This window comes from Brevundimonas diminuta ATCC 11568 (assembly GCF_000204035.1).
Lineage (GTDB): Bacteria > Pseudomonadota > Alphaproteobacteria > Caulobacterales > Caulobacteraceae > Brevundimonas > Brevundimonas diminuta.
In genome coordinates, this window is the sequence record NZ_GL883086.1 from 1,603,709 (window position 1) to 1,617,219 (window position 13,511).

13 protein-coding genes are annotated in these 13,511 nt (G+C 67.3%); 7 read left to right on the forward strand and 6 right to left on the reverse strand.

Translation table 11 applies throughout. The annotated features are described in order from the left end of the window. Positions 1-120: 120 nt before the first annotated feature. The 4 genes from BDIM_RS11625 (at position 121) to BDIM_RS11640 (ending at position 4,913) form a co-directional block, all read left to right on the forward strand. Entirely contained in the window at positions 121-2,208 is a 2,088-nt protein-coding gene (locus BDIM_RS11625; RefSeq protein WP_003165798.1) for a carbon starvation CstA family protein, read from the forward strand. Beyond that, positions 2,201-2,455, forward strand: a complete 255-nt coding sequence (locus BDIM_RS18600; RefSeq protein ID WP_256974045.1) for a YbdD/YjiX family protein — start codon at positions 2,201-2,203, stop codon at positions 2,453-2,455. The genes BDIM_RS11625 and BDIM_RS18600 overlap by 8 nt, the downstream gene beginning before the upstream one ends. 140 nt (positions 2,456-2,595) lie before the next feature. Next, positions 2,596-3,603, forward strand: a complete 1,008-nt coding sequence (gap, locus tag BDIM_RS11635; protein ID WP_003165800.1) for a type I glyceraldehyde-3-phosphate dehydrogenase — start codon at positions 2,596-2,598, stop codon at positions 3,601-3,603. 113 nt (positions 3,604-3,716) lie between these two features. Continuing rightward, entirely contained in the window at positions 3,717-4,913 is a 1,197-nt protein-coding gene (locus tag BDIM_RS11640) for a phosphoglycerate kinase (protein ID WP_003165801.1), read from the forward strand. Positions 4,914-4,969: 56 nt separating this feature from the next. On the opposite strand, the gene BDIM_RS11645 is transcribed toward BDIM_RS11640, so the two are convergent. Further along, positions 4,970-5,371, reverse strand: coding sequence for a hypothetical protein (locus BDIM_RS11645; protein ID WP_003165802.1), 402 nt, complete (start codon positions 5,369-5,371; stop codon positions 4,970-4,972). A 158-nt stretch (positions 5,372-5,529) separates the two neighbouring features. Here BDIM_RS11645 and fba point away from each other — a divergent pair, with 158 nt between their 5' ends. Continuing rightward, positions 5,530-6,594, forward strand: a complete 1,065-nt coding sequence (fba, locus tag BDIM_RS11650; RefSeq protein ID WP_003165803.1) for a class II fructose-bisphosphate aldolase — start codon at positions 5,530-5,532, stop codon at positions 6,592-6,594. Positions 6,595-6,661: 67 nt separating this feature from the next. Here the strand turns inward: fba and BDIM_RS11655 are convergent, their stop codons facing one another. Continuing rightward, entirely contained in the window at positions 6,662-7,300 is a 639-nt protein-coding gene (locus BDIM_RS11655; RefSeq protein WP_040345922.1) for a DUF2799 domain-containing protein, read from the reverse strand. 76 nt (positions 7,301-7,376) lie between these two features. Between BDIM_RS11655 and BDIM_RS11660 the strand changes: the two genes are divergently transcribed. Both BDIM_RS11660 and rpoH read left to right on the forward strand, forming a co-directional pair. Next, positions 7,377-8,402 carry an RluA family pseudouridine synthase gene (locus BDIM_RS11660; protein ID WP_003165805.1) on the forward strand — a complete coding sequence of 342 codons (1,026 nt, stop codon included), beginning with the start codon at positions 7,377-7,379 and terminating at the stop codon, positions 8,400-8,402. A gap of 229 nt (positions 8,403-8,631) precedes the next feature. Beyond that, complete coding sequence (gene rpoH, locus BDIM_RS11665; RefSeq protein WP_003165807.1) at positions 8,632-9,516, forward strand: RNA polymerase sigma factor RpoH; 885 nt, start codon at positions 8,632-8,634, stop codon at positions 9,514-9,516. A 16-nt stretch (positions 9,517-9,532) separates the two neighbouring features. Here the strand turns inward: rpoH and BDIM_RS11670 are convergent, their stop codons facing one another. The 4 genes from BDIM_RS11670 to BDIM_RS11685 all read right to left on the reverse strand — a co-directional run. Continuing rightward, entirely contained in the window at positions 9,533-10,339 is an 807-nt protein-coding gene (locus BDIM_RS11670; protein ID WP_003165808.1) for a response regulator, read from the reverse strand. Between the two features lie 77 nt (positions 10,340-10,416). Beyond that, positions 10,417-11,712: an adenylosuccinate synthase gene (locus BDIM_RS11675; protein WP_040345924.1), complete on the reverse strand. Its 1,296-nt coding sequence runs from the start codon at positions 11,710-11,712 to the stop codon at positions 10,417-10,419. A gap of 93 nt (positions 11,713-11,805) precedes the next feature. Next, positions 11,806-12,966 carry a phosphoserine transaminase gene (locus tag BDIM_RS11680; RefSeq protein WP_040345931.1) on the reverse strand — a complete coding sequence of 387 codons (1,161 nt, stop codon included), beginning with the start codon at positions 12,964-12,966 and terminating at the stop codon, positions 11,806-11,808. A 53-nt stretch (positions 12,967-13,019) separates the two neighbouring features. Beyond that, the coding region (locus tag BDIM_RS11685; protein WP_040345935.1) for a J domain-containing protein at positions 13,020-13,511 on the reverse strand (492 nt) is incomplete at its 5' end.

A 13,511-nucleotide genomic window follows, 5' to 3' on the forward strand; every position in this document is an offset into this window, starting at 1 on the left:
TTGAGACCCCGGCCATGCCTGAAGCTACGCTTCTTCGACTTTTGTCGATTGGCGCCGGACGCGATTAGGGTCCAAAAAAGACGAAAGGTCGCACCCAGTCGACCCGGAGGACCGTTCGCCATGGGCAAGCTCAAGACGGCGCTGATATTCGGCGCCATCGCTATCCTGGGGGCCGTGTCCCTCGCCGTCATCGCCCTGCATCAAGGCGAAAGCATCAGCGCCGTCTGGATCGTGGTCGCGGCGTTGTGCGTCTACGCCATCGCCTACCGCTTCTACGCCCGCTATCTGGCCGGGAAGGTGTTGGGGCTGAACGCGCGGCGGCCCACGCCCGCCGTCAGGCATAACGACGGGCTGGACTATGTGCCCACGCCCCGAAACGTACTGTTCGGCCACCATTTCGCGGCCATTGCGGGCGCGGGGCCTCTGGTCGGGCCGGTTCTGGCGGCGCAGATGGGCTATCTGCCCGGCGTCTTGTGGATTCTGGTCGGCGCCGTGCTGGCGGGGGCGGTGCAGGACATGATCGTCCTGTTCATGTCGACCCGTCGCGACGGCCGCTCGCTGGGCGACATGGTCCGTACCGAGATGGGCCCCATCCCCGGCGTCATCGCCCAGGTCGGCGTGCTGATGATCATGGTCATCATCCTGGCCGTGCTGGCCCTGGTGGTGGTCAAGGCGCTGGCCGAGAGCCCCTGGGGCACCTTCACCGTCGCCGCCACCATTCCCATCGCCGTCTTCATGGGGCTGTACACTCGCTTTCTGCGGCCCGGCCGCGTGGGCGAGGTGTCTGTGATCGGCGTGGTGCTGCTGGTCCTGGCCATCATCGGCGGCGGCCATATCGCGGCTGATCCCTTCTGGGGGCCGGCCTTCACCCTGTCGGGCACGACGCTGGCCCTGGCCATGATGGCCTATGGCTTCATCGCCTCGGTCATTCCAGTATGGCTGCTGCTGGCCCCGCGCGACTACCTGTCCACCTTCCTGAAAATCGGCGCCATCGTCGCCCTGGCCATCGGCATATTGATCGTGCGGCCGCATGTGCAGATGCCCGCCATCACCCCCTTCATCGACGGCACCGGGCCGGTCTTCTCGGGCGCCCTGTTCCCCTTCCTGTTCATCACCATTGCTTGTGGCGCGGTCTCGGGCTTCCACGCCCTGATCTCGTCCGGCACCACGCCGAAGCTGCTGGAGAACGAGAACCAGATCCCGCTGATCGGCTACGGCGCCATGCTGTGTGAAAGCTTCGTGGCGATCATGGCCCTGATCGCCGCCACCGTGCTGGACCCGGCCGTCTATTTCGCTATGAACAGTCCGGTCGCCGTCATCGGCGACAACGCCGCCTCGGCCGCCGCCGCCGTGGCCCAGTGGGGCTTCCACATCACCCCGGCCGAGCTGGAGCAACTGGCCAAGGACGTCGGCGAGCACTCCATCCTGTCGCGCGCGGGCGGGGCGCCGACCCTGGCCGTCGGCATGGCCCACATCCTGTCGGGCGTCATCGGCGGCAAGGCCATGATGGCCTTTTGGTATCACTTCGCCATCCTGTTCGAGGCCCTGTTCATCCTGACCACCGTCGATGCAGGCACCCGCGTCTGCCGCTTCATGATCCAGGATCTGCTGGGCATGGCCGTGCCCAAGATGCGCCAGACGCAATCCTGGACCGGCAACGTCGTGGCCACGGCCCTGACGGTCGGGCTGTGGGGCTATTTCCTCTATACCGGCGTGGTCGATCCGCTGGGCGGGATCAACAGCCTGTGGCCCCTGTTCGGCATAGCCAACCAGATGCTTGCGGCGGTCGCCTTGATCCTGGGCACGGTCGTCCTGTTCAAGATGAAGCGGCACAGGTTCGCCTGGGCCACGGCGGTTCCGGCGGTCTGGCTGCTGATCTGCACGGTCACGGCAGGGCTGCAGAAGCTGTTCCACCCCGACGTGAAGATCGGCTTCCTGGCCCACGCCCGGAAGTATCAGGACGCCATGGCCGCCGGCGACATCCTGGCCCCGGCCAAGACCATTGGCGACATGCACCGGGTCATCGTCAACGACTACGTCAACTCGGCGCTGACGGCGGGCTTCCTGTTCGTGGTGCTGACGGTCGTGGTCTATGGCGTCGGGGCCTGTCTCAAGGCGCTGAAGTCCGACCAGCCGACCGTGGTCGAAACCCCGGCCGCGCATGAGCTGACCCTGACCGACGAAGCCATGGACATCGCCCGTGCTTAAGTCCTCTTCATCCTCAGTGACGACCGGCGGCGCAGACCTGCTCTGCGCCTGCCGGGACACGTTGGTGCGGTGGGGCAAGGACGCCCGCCGCACCGCCGGGCTGATGATCGGCCAGCCGGATTATGACGCCTATGTCGCCCACGCCGCCGTCACCCACCCGGATCAGGCGCCGCTGGACCGCACCGCCTTCTTCCGCCTGCATGAGGCGCGGCGGTTCGGCGAAGGCGGCGGCTTCCGCTGCTGCTGAAGCGGCTTGACCGCACCCGGACGGTTACAGGCGATCATATCTTGTTACGGGCCTTGTTACGGCGACGGGGTTGCAACCGCGCGCGCTCCGTCCCACTAAGGCGCCAATCATAACCGCCCCTGTTCAGGAGACTGCTCCCCATGACCGTTCGCGTCGCCATCAACGGCTTCGGCCGCATCGGCCGCCTCGTCCTTCGCTCGATCGTCGAGCACGGCCGCAAGGACATCGAGGTCGTGGCGATCAACGACCTGGGTCCGGTCGAGACCAACGCCCACCTGTTCCGCTATGACTCGGTGCACGGCCGCTTCCCCGGCACGGTCACGACCGGCGAGGACTGGATCGACGTCGGCACCGGCAAGATCAAGGTCACGGCCGAGCGCGACCCGGCCAACCTGCCGCACGCCGAGCTGAAGGTGGACATCGCCCTGGAATGCACGGGCATCTTCACCTCCAAGGACAAGGCCTCGGCCCACCTGAAGGCCGGCGCCAAGCGCGTGCTGGTCTCGGCCCCGGCCGACAACGCCGACAAGACCATCGTCTTCAAGGTCAACCATGAGACCCTGACGGCCGACGACATCGTCGTCTCCAACGGCTCGTGCACGACCAACGCCCTGGCCCCGGTGGCCAAGGTGCTGCACGACCTGTTCGGCATCGAGCGCGGCTACATGACCACCATCCACGCCTACACCGGCGACCAGCCGACGCTGGATACGATGCACAAGGATCTGTACCGCGGCCGCGCCGCCGCCCTGTCGATGATCCCGACCTCGACCGGCGCCGCCAAGGCCCTGGGCCTGGTCCTGCCGGAACTGAAGGGCAAGCTGGACGGCTCGTCGATCCGCGTCCCGACCCCGAACGTCTCGGTCGTCGACCTGAAGGTCGTCGCCGGTCGCGAAGTCACCGTCGAGGAAATCAACGCCGCCCTGCTGGCCGCCGCAAACGGCCCGATGAGCGGCGTCCTGGCCACGACCACCGACCCGCTGGTCTCGGTCGACCTGAACCACGTGGCCGCCTCTTCGACCGCCGCCCTGCCCCAGACGCAGGTCGTCGACGGCAAGCTGGCCCGCGTCCTGACCTGGTACGACAACGAGTGGGGCTTCGCGACCCGCATGGCCGACACCGCCCTGGTGATGGCGAAGTTCCTCTGATCCGGCCTCGCGCCTGACAGACTGCTGACCTATGAGGGGCTCTCGCCGAACGGCTGAGAGCCCCTTGTTTCAAGACGACGGGCCCGCCGCCCAGATCAAAAGACGGACCACCGATGACCTTCCGCACCCTCGACGACGTTTCCGACCTTTCGGGCAAGGCCGCCCTGGTCCGCGTGGATTTCAACGTGCCGATGGAGGACGGGAACGTCACCGACGACACCCGTCTGAAGGCCGCCCTGCCGACCATCCACCGCCTGCGCGAAGCGGGCGCCAAGGTGGTGCTGCTGGCCCACTTCGACCGTCCCAAGGGCGAGCGCGTGCCGTCGATGAGCCTGAAGCCCGTGGTCGAGCCGCTGGAGCTGCTGCTGCACGGCCCGGTGCGCTTCGCCGACGACTGCGTGGGCGATGAGGCCAAGGCCGCCGTGGCAGATCTGGACGCCGGCGGCGTGCTGCTGCTGGAGAACGTCCGCTTCCACAAGGGCGAGGAAAAGAACGATCCGGCCTTCGCCCGGCAGCTGGCGGAACTGGGCGACCTCTACGTCAACGACGCCTTCTCGGCCGCGCACCGCGCCCATGCCTCGACCGAGGGGCTGGCCCGGCTGCTGCCCGCCTATGCCGGTTGCGCCATGGCGCGCGAGCTTGAGGCGCTGGACGCGGCGCTCGGCAAGCCGCAGAAGCCGGTCATCGGCATCGTCGGCGGCGCCAAGGTCTCGACCAAGCTGGACCTGCTGAAGAACCTAGTCGCCAAGCTGGACTACCTGGCCATCGGCGGCGGCATGGCCAACACCTTCCTGTTCGCCCAGGGCGTCGATGTCGGCGGTTCGCTGTGCGAGAAGGATCTGACCGACACCGCCCGCGAAATCATCGAGGAAGCCCGCCGTCAGGGCTGCGAACTGCTGCTGCCGGTCGATGTGGTGGTGGCCAAGGGCGTCAAGCCGGGCATCGAATCGGGCGTGCGCGCTCTGGATCGCATCGCCGCCGACGACCTGATCCTGGACGCCGGGCCGGAGACGGTCGCCCGCCTGAACCGCGCCATGGACCTGTCGAAGACGCTGATCTGGAACGGCCCGCTGGGCGTGTTCGAGGTTCCGCCCTTCGACAAGGCCACGGTCGAGGCCGCCAAGCACGCCGCTGAACTGGCCAAGGCCGGCAAGCTGGTCGCCGTGGCCGGCGGCGGCGACACGGTCGCGGCTCTGAACCACGCGGGCACGGCCGACGACATGACCTTCGTCTCCACCGCGGGCGGCGCCTTCCTGGAATGGATGGAGGGCAAGGTTCTGCCGGGCGTCGAGGCCCTGCGCGCCGCTTAAGCGGCAACCATCAAGGCGAGGGTTGTTCGCGGCCCTCGCCCCTGATGCCTGAAAGCTTAGTCTTCGCCGTCCATGTCGACGGCGCGCGCGACCAGATCGCGCCACGTCGGATCGGTGTCGTCCACCAGATCGACGTCGTCCAGCAGGGCCACCGCCCCGCCGCCGTCGGGCAGGATCAGACCCAGCACCTCCATCAGATCGCCGTCGGGCCCGACATGGGCCTCGGCCTGAACGATCACCGCCGCCTGTTCGCCGTCGTCTTCCCACCAGATGACCGGCTGAGGCAGCTCCATGTCGATGACGCGCGCCTCTTCGGTGTCGCCCAGGGCGAACACGGCCTTGCCCGCCTGAACGTCGTCCAGCGTCGCCACGGCCCCGTTGAAGGGCGTCAGCCGCGACCAGTCGTCGACGTCGAAACCGCCGCCGTCCTCATCCAGCGCATCATCGTTCTGGCTCATCGCCGCTCCTTGGTCAGACACGCCCGAGGCGTCGCGTCCACTTAGAGGCTGCGCGCCCAAAGTCCACCCGGCTTGCCGCCCTGTCACATCGGCGTGACTTCCCCCGCCCGACCGGCTAAGACCTCGGGCAAAATCATATCTGGTTCAGGAGACTATCCATGGCGCGCATCACGCTGCGACAACTGCTCGACCACGCGGCGGAGCACGACTACGGCCTGCCCGCCTACAACATCAACAACATGGAGCAGGGCCTGGCCATCATGGAGGCCGCCGACGCCGTCAACGCGCCGGTCATCATCCAGGCCTCGCGCGGCGCCCGCTCCTACGCCAACGACGTCGTCCTGGCCAAGCTGATCGACGCCCTGGCTGAACTGTATCCGCACATCCCGGTCTGCATGCACCAGGACCACGGCAACGGCCCGGCCACCTGCGCCACCGCCATCCAGTACGGCTTCACCTCGGTGATGATGGACGGCTCGCTGGAAGAAGACGCCAAGACCCCCGCCTCCTACGAATACAACGTCGACGTGACGCGCCGCGTCACCGAGATGGCCCACAGCTGCGGCGTCTCGGTCGAGGGCGAACTGGGCGTTCTGGGCTCGCTGGAGACTGGCATGGGCGAGGCCGAGGACGGCCACGGCTTCGAGGGCAAGCTGGACCACTCGGCCCTGCTGACCGACCCGGATCAGGCGGTCGACTTCGTCAAGGCCACCAAGGTCGACGCCCTGGCCATCGCCATGGGCACCTCGCACGGCGCCTACAAGTTCACGCGCCAGCCGGACGGCGAAGTCCTGGCCATGAACGTGATCGAGGAAATCCACCGTCGCCTGCCCAACACCCACCTGGTGATGCACGGATCAAGCTCGGTGCCGCAGGATCTGCAGGACATCATCAACGCCTATGGCGGCCAGATGCCCCAGACCTGGGGCGTGCCGGTTGAAGAAATCCAGCGCGGCATCAAGAACGGCGTGCGCAAGGTGAACATCGACACCGACAACCGCATGGCCATGACCGGCGCCATCCGCAAGCTGCTGGCCGAGAAGCCGGGCGAGTTCGACCCGCGCGCCTATCTGAAGCCCGCCAAGGAAGCCATGCGCAAGCTGTGCCAGGAGCGCTATCTGCAGTTCGGCTGCGAAGGCATGGCCTCCAAGATCAAGCCGCTGTCCACCGCCCAGATGGCCAAGCGCTACGCTTCGGGCGAACTGGACCCGCGAATCGGCTGATCGCCGGTCGCGTCCTGATCAGACTGAAACGCCCGCCTTCGTCGACCGGAGGCGGGCGTTTTCATGTTCACCAGACGCCGTAGCGGCCGCCGATCGCCCCGCGCACCGCCCGCGCATCGATCTCTGCGTAGTGAAGCGCCTCTTCGGCCTGGCGCGCATCGCGACGGGCGTCGCGAATTTCGTCACGCACTTCACGGATACGGTCGCGGATGCGGCGGCGCTCCTCGTCGGTCAGGCCGTCCTGGCGCAGCTCACGCTGCTTGGCCTCCAGCTTGTCCTCGCGATTGTCGATGCGGCTGATCGCCGAGTTCAACGCGCTCTCGGCAGAGGCCACCGCCTGCTCGACCGCATGGATGCGCCGCCCGTCCTCATAGGCAGGCAGGAAGTCTCGCTCCTCGGCCGGGGCGCAGACCCCGCCATAGCTGTTCCCTTCGCGCCCCTGCCGGAACCCGTTCTCCCAGGTGCAATAGGTCCGCAGCCCGTCTTCTCGCGAGGCCAGATAGGCGCTCATGTTCGGCGCCACCCCGTATTTGGCGCAGGCCTTGGCGTGCTCGTCCAGGCGGCTGACCTGGCGTCCGGCCGCGCCGTCGCGCCAGCCCTGACCGCCCCAGTCGCCGACCAGGCACTGATCCTCGTTCATGGTGGCGCAGCCCGACAACAGCGTCAGGCCCGAAACAGCGACAACGGCGGCGATCAGCGACTTCATCTTCGGCCTCTCCAGGGGCGTTTTCGCGTTTGAGGTCTGATGACGCCTCTGCACGCCAGCCATGCTATTTCGCCTTATGGCCGATGAACCTTTGCTGACGGAAGACGACGAAACGCTCGAGGATGCGCCGCGCGCCGCAGAACGACTTCAGGCGCGCATCGACGCGCCGGGCGTGCGTCTGGACAAGGCTCTGGCCGAGGCCTTCCCGACCCTGTCCCGCGCCCGGCTCCAGGCCCTGCTGGCCGACGGCGCCGTCACCCGCGACGGCCTGACGGTCTCCAACGGTTCGGCCAAGGCCCAACCCGGTCTCTATGTGGTCGCCCTGCCGCCCGTCGCCCCGGCGACGCCCCAGCCGGAAGCCATCCCCCTGACGGTGCTGTTCGAGGACGCCGACCTGATCGTCATAGACAAGGCGCCCGGCATGGCCGCCCATCCGGCCCCCGGCTGCGAGACCGGCACCCTGGTCAACGCCCTATTGGCGCATTGCGGCGACAGTCTCTCCGGCATCGGCGGCGTGGCCCGCCCCGGCATCGTCCACCGCCTCGACAAGGACACCTCGGGCGTCATGGTCGCCGCCAAGTCCGACCGCGCCCACGCAGGGCTCTCCGCCCTGTTCGCCGCCCACGACATCGAGCGCACCTATGTGGCCCTGACGCGCGGCGCGCCCTCGCCCGAGAAAGGCCGCATCCAGACCCAGATCGGCCGTTCCAGCGGCGACCGCAAGAAGATGGCCGTGCTGCGCTCCGGCGGACGCGAGGCGATCACCGACTATGTGGTCCAGCAGACCTTCGGCCGCCCGGCCAAGGCCTCGAACGCTCGGCTGGCGGCTCGCGTCGCCTGCACCCTGCACACCGGCCGCACCCACCAGATCCGCGTCCACATGGCGTCCAAGGGCGCGCCCCTGCTCGGCGATCCCGTATACGGCTCGGGCAGTCCGGCTGCTGCCGTCCGCGCCGCCGTCGAGGCGTCCGGCTTGAAACGCCAGGCCCTGCACGCCGCCGTCCTCGGCTTCATCCACCCTGTCACCGGCGAAGCCCTCCGCTTCGAAACCGCCCCGCCGGACGACATGCAACGCCTGGAAGCCCTGCTGTCCGAACTCTGACGCTCCGGACCGGCGTCCGACTGCGCCAAACTGTCCGCTTTATTAGCAACAACATCTGTGCTAGATAATGACGACGACGGCGAAGGACTGAGCATCGCCGCCGAATTGGGACAATCCGCCCCTTTCGCTTCGGGCAACGGATTCCCATCTTGTCAGTTGAGGGGCGAGGTGATGACGCACGTCATGTGGTCGGAACCGCAACGCCAGCTCATGTAGCCGGAGGGACCATATGGCCAACAATACGCTGACGGTGATGTCGCCTGAACAGGGACTCTCCCGTTATCTTACGGAAATCCGTAAGTTTCCCATGCTGACCAAGGATGAGGAGTTCATGCTCGCCAAGCGGTGGAGCGAACACCAGGATCCTGAGGCCGCCCACCGTCTCGTGACCTCTCACCTGCGCCTCGTGGCCAAGATCGCCATGGGTTATCGCGGCTACGGCCTGCCGATCGGCGAGGTGATCTCCGAGGGCAACGTCGGCCTGATGCAGGCCGTCAAGAAATTCGATCCCGACAAGGGCTTCCGCCTGGCGACCTACGCCATGTGGTGGATTCGCGCCTCGATCCAGGAATACATCCTGCGCTCCTGGTCCCTGGTGAAGATGGGCACCACGGCCGCCCAAAAGAAGCTCTTCTTCAACCTGCGCAAGGCCAAGAGCCAGATCTCGGCTTTCGAGGAAGGCGACCTGCACCCTGAGCATCTGACGGCCATCGCCACCAAGCTGGGCGTGTCGGAAGAAGAAGTCACCAACATGAACCGCCGCCTCGGCGGCGACGCCTCGCTGAACGCCCCGCTGCGCGCGGACGGCGAAAGCGAGTGGCAGGACTGGCTGGCCGACGACGACGCCGTCAGCCAGGAAACCCAGCTCGCCGAAAACGAGGAAAAGTCGATCCGCATGAGCCTGCTGCAAGAGGCCATGGAGGAACTGACCGACCGCGAGAAGCACATCCTGACCGAGCGCCGCCTCAAGGACGACCCCGTCACGCTGGAAGAACTCGCCGGCCAGTACGGCGTCAGCCGCGAGCGCGTGCGTCAGATCGAGGTGCGCGCCTTCGAAAAGCTGCAGAAGGCCATGCGCGCCGCAGCCGAGGAACGGAACCTGGTCGACGCCTGACGTCGACCACGGCTCACTACCCTGCCCGCGCCAGCGTCTCGGGCGGCGCCAGCTTCAGCACCGCCTGAACCGGCGCCGTCAGCGCGGCCTTCGTCGGCGCCCCGGCGGCCAGCACCGTATCCAGCCCCGCCGCGGCGATCGCCAGCGGCGCGTCGCCGGTCTTGATGGCCAGCGCTTTCAGGGTCTCGGCCTGCTGCTTGATGGCTCGCACGGCCTGCATCGGATCGCTGTCGAACTGCGTCAGGGCGGAGAACAGGATCCGCATCGCCTGGTCCTTGACCGCCACGGCCGCCTCGGCGCCGGAACGCGGCTTGTCCGCCTTGCGCTTCTGCGGCCCGGCGTAGTCGTCCGAGTTGAAGCGTCGCCGATCCGGCCCGACATAGCCCACCGCCTCGACCCAGTCGCGCGGCTTGGTCGCCAGGTTCTCGATCCGCCGTTGCAGATCGCCGCTGGTGAAGGGTTTTCTCAGGAATTCGTGCACGCCGGAATCCCGCGCGCCCTTGATGGCGCTGGCGGTCGCTTCGGCCGTCACCATGATGATCGGCGCGCGTCGGCACGACAGGCTGGAGCGACGGATACGCCGCACCAGGGCCTCGCCGTCCAGCTTCGGCCCTGCCCGCTCGGTGCAGATCAGGCCCGGCTCCATCTCGCGCGCCAGGTCCAGCACGCGCGCCTCGTCGCCCTCGACCACGATCTCGCGCGATCCGAACCCCTTCAGCAGGTCCATCAACAGGCGCGCAGCGGCGGGATTGGGGTCGACGATCAGCACACGCCGAACCACCGGCGCGATCCTCTGCATCGTCTTGGCGTCTAGGGCGAACACGGGGCGAGCTCCATTCCAGAGCCCGACCCTATGCCCCACGGGTTAAGGCGATGTTGCCTCAGCCCAAAAACGTAAACTCAACCTTGGAAAGGATCGCGCATCAGAATGGTGTCGTCCCGCTCGGGGCTGGTCGACAGCAGGGCCACCGGCGCGCCGATCAGTTCCTCGATCCGCCGCACATACTTCAGCGCGTGGGCGTTCAAATCCTTGAAGCTGCGGACGCCGCCCGTGCTCTCGGTCCAGCCTTCCAGCTCCTCGAACACCGGCTCAGCCGAGGCCTGATCCTTCAGGCTGGACGGCAGATAATCCAGCACCTCGCCGTTGATGCGATAGCCGACGCAGATCTTCAGCGTCTTCAGCCCGTCCAGCACGTCCAGCTTGGTCAGGGCGATGCCGTCGATGCCGTTGATCGCCACCGACTGGCGCACCAGCACCGCGTCGAACCAGCCGCAGCGACGCGCCCGGCCGGTGTTCACGCCGACCTCGCGACCGACCACGGCCAGATGTTCGCCGACCTCATCGTTCAGTTCGCAGGCGAAGGGGCCTTCGCCGACGCGGGTCGTATAGGCCTTCACGATGCCCAGCACATAGCCGACGCCGCGCGGACCGACGCCCGACCCCGCCGCCGCCTGACCGGCGATGGTGTTCGAACTGGTCACATAGGGATAGGTGCCGTGATCCACGTCCAGGAAGGCGCCCTGGGCCCCTTCGAACAGCACCCGCTTGCCCGCCTTCTGCGCGGCGTCCAGCACCCGCCACGCCGGCTTGACGTAGGGCAGGATCTTCGGCGCGATCTCCAGCAGTTGCGCCAGCAGAGCCGCCGGATCGATCGGCTCCAGCCCCAGACCCGCGCGCAGCGGATCATGGTGCGAGCGCAGGCGGTCGATCTTGATCTTCAGGTCGTCTTCATTGGCCAGGTCGCAGACGCGGATGGCGCGACGCCCCACCTTGTCCTCATAGGCCGGGCCGATGCCGCGTCCGGTCGTGCCGATCTTGGCGCCCGGTGCGCTGGCGGCCGCCTCGCGCGCCACGTCCAAGGCCGGGTGAATCGGCAAGATCAGGCAGGCGTTGTCGGCGATAGTCAGAATGTCCGGCGTGATGGCCACGCCCTGGGCCTGGATTTTCTCGATCTCGCCGACCAGGTGCCACGGGTCCACGACCACGCCGTTGCCGATGATCGAGGGCTTGCCCTGAACCACGCCCGACGGCAGCAGCGCCAGCTTGTAGACCTTGCCGTCGACGACCAGCGTATGCCCGGCGTTATGGCCGCCCTGGAACCGCACGACCATGTCGGCCCGGTTCGACAGCCAGTCGACAATCTTGCCCTTGCCCTCGTCGCCCCATTGGGCGCCGACCACTGCGACGTTAGCCAAGACCGTTTCTCCGCAATCCAGAATGCGGTGGGAGCCTATAACCCCTGAATCGTCCGGAGTCGCCCCCCAAAGGGCGTAGAATGGGCGACAGAATTATCCGGCCAGTTCGTCGACCGCCGTCTGGAACGCCCACTCCAGCCATGGCGTCGCGGCCACGACGTCCGCCGTTTCCACCGTACAGCCGCACCACAGGCGCAAGCCCGGAGGCGCATAACGATGCGGCTCCATGTCATAGACCGCCCCCTCGCCTTCCAGCAGCCCCTTGAACCGCTTCACGAAGGCCTTCTGTCCCGCCTCGTCCATCGCCGCGATACGCGGATCGACGAACTTCAGACAGACCGACGTGGTCGAGCGGATTTCGGGGCGTTCCGGCAGGAAGTCGATCCAGTCGGTCCGCTCCACCCACTCGGCCAGGGCCGCATAGTTGGCGTCTGTGCGCGCGATCAGCGCAGGCAGGCCGCCTGCGCCCTTCGCCCAGTCCAGCGCGTCGATCCAGTCCTCGATGGTCAGGACCGAGAAGGTGTTCATCACCACCCCGTCCGCCAGGGTCCGGTCAAAACCCTTCTTGTCGACGATCCGCAGCACCTTGGGCACCGCCCGATCGGGGCGATAGGTATCCAGCCGCGCCACGGCGCGCGGCGACAGCACCATCAGGCCGATGCCCGCCTCGCCGCCCAGCGCCTTCTGGAAGCTGAAGGTCGTCACATCCAGCTTGTCCCACGGCAGGTCCATCGCAAACGCCGCCGAGGTCGCGTCGCAGATGGTCAGCCCCTCGCGATCATCGGCGATCCAATCCCCGTCCGGCACGCGCACGCCCGAGGTCGTGCCGTTCCACGGAAACACCACGTCCTTCTTCGGATCGACCTTCGACAGGTCAGGCAGTTCGCCCCACGGCGCCGTCAGCACTTCCGGCTCCAACTTCAAGTGATCGCGCACGTCCGTCGCCCAGACCTGGCCGAAATTTTCATAGGCGACGACCTGCACCGGCCGCTCGCCCAGCATGCACCACAGCGCCGCCTCGACCGCGCCCGTGTCCGACCCCGGCGTATAGAGCAGCACATAGTCGTCCGGCGGACTCAGCACTTCGCGCGTCAGATTCAGCCCATGCGCAAACCGCTCGGCCACCTCCGGCGCGCGGATGCCCCGGCCCATCAGATTGGTCGGCAGCCCCGCCAGCGACCAGCCCGGACGCTTGGCCGTCGGCCCGGCCGAGAACCAGGGGCGAGCGGGCTTGGCGGCGGGCTTGGGCGTCATCACGGTCTCTACAGTCTCGGGGAGGAGAAGAAGGAAGCTAAGCCCTTAGGCCATCAACGGCCGGGCTTATAGGGCCGGCGCTCACGCCATTCGGTCGCAAACCGGACCAGTTCGTCGTCCGGCGTCTCCGGCAGCGTCACCACCAGTTTCGCCAGCAGATCGCCGCGCTTGCCGTTCGCATAGGCGCCGCGCCCCTTCAGCCGCAGCACCTTGCCCGAATTCGAACCCTTGGGGATGGTCATCATCACCGCGCCCTCGGGCGTCGGCACCTGGATCTTGCCGCCCAGCACCGCGTCTGGAACCGACACCGCCAGATCCATCGTCAGATCGGCGCCGTCGCGCTTGAACACCGGATGCGGCTGAATACGCAGTTCGATCAGGGCGTCGCCCGCCTGACCGCCCCGCCCCGGCGCGCCCTGCCCCTTCAGCCGGATCACCTGGCCTTCCGACGCGCCCTTGGGAATGGCCACATCCAGCATCCGCCCGTCCGAGAACTGGATGCGTCGCGTCGTCCCAGCGATGGCGTCCTCAAGGCTGATGTCCAG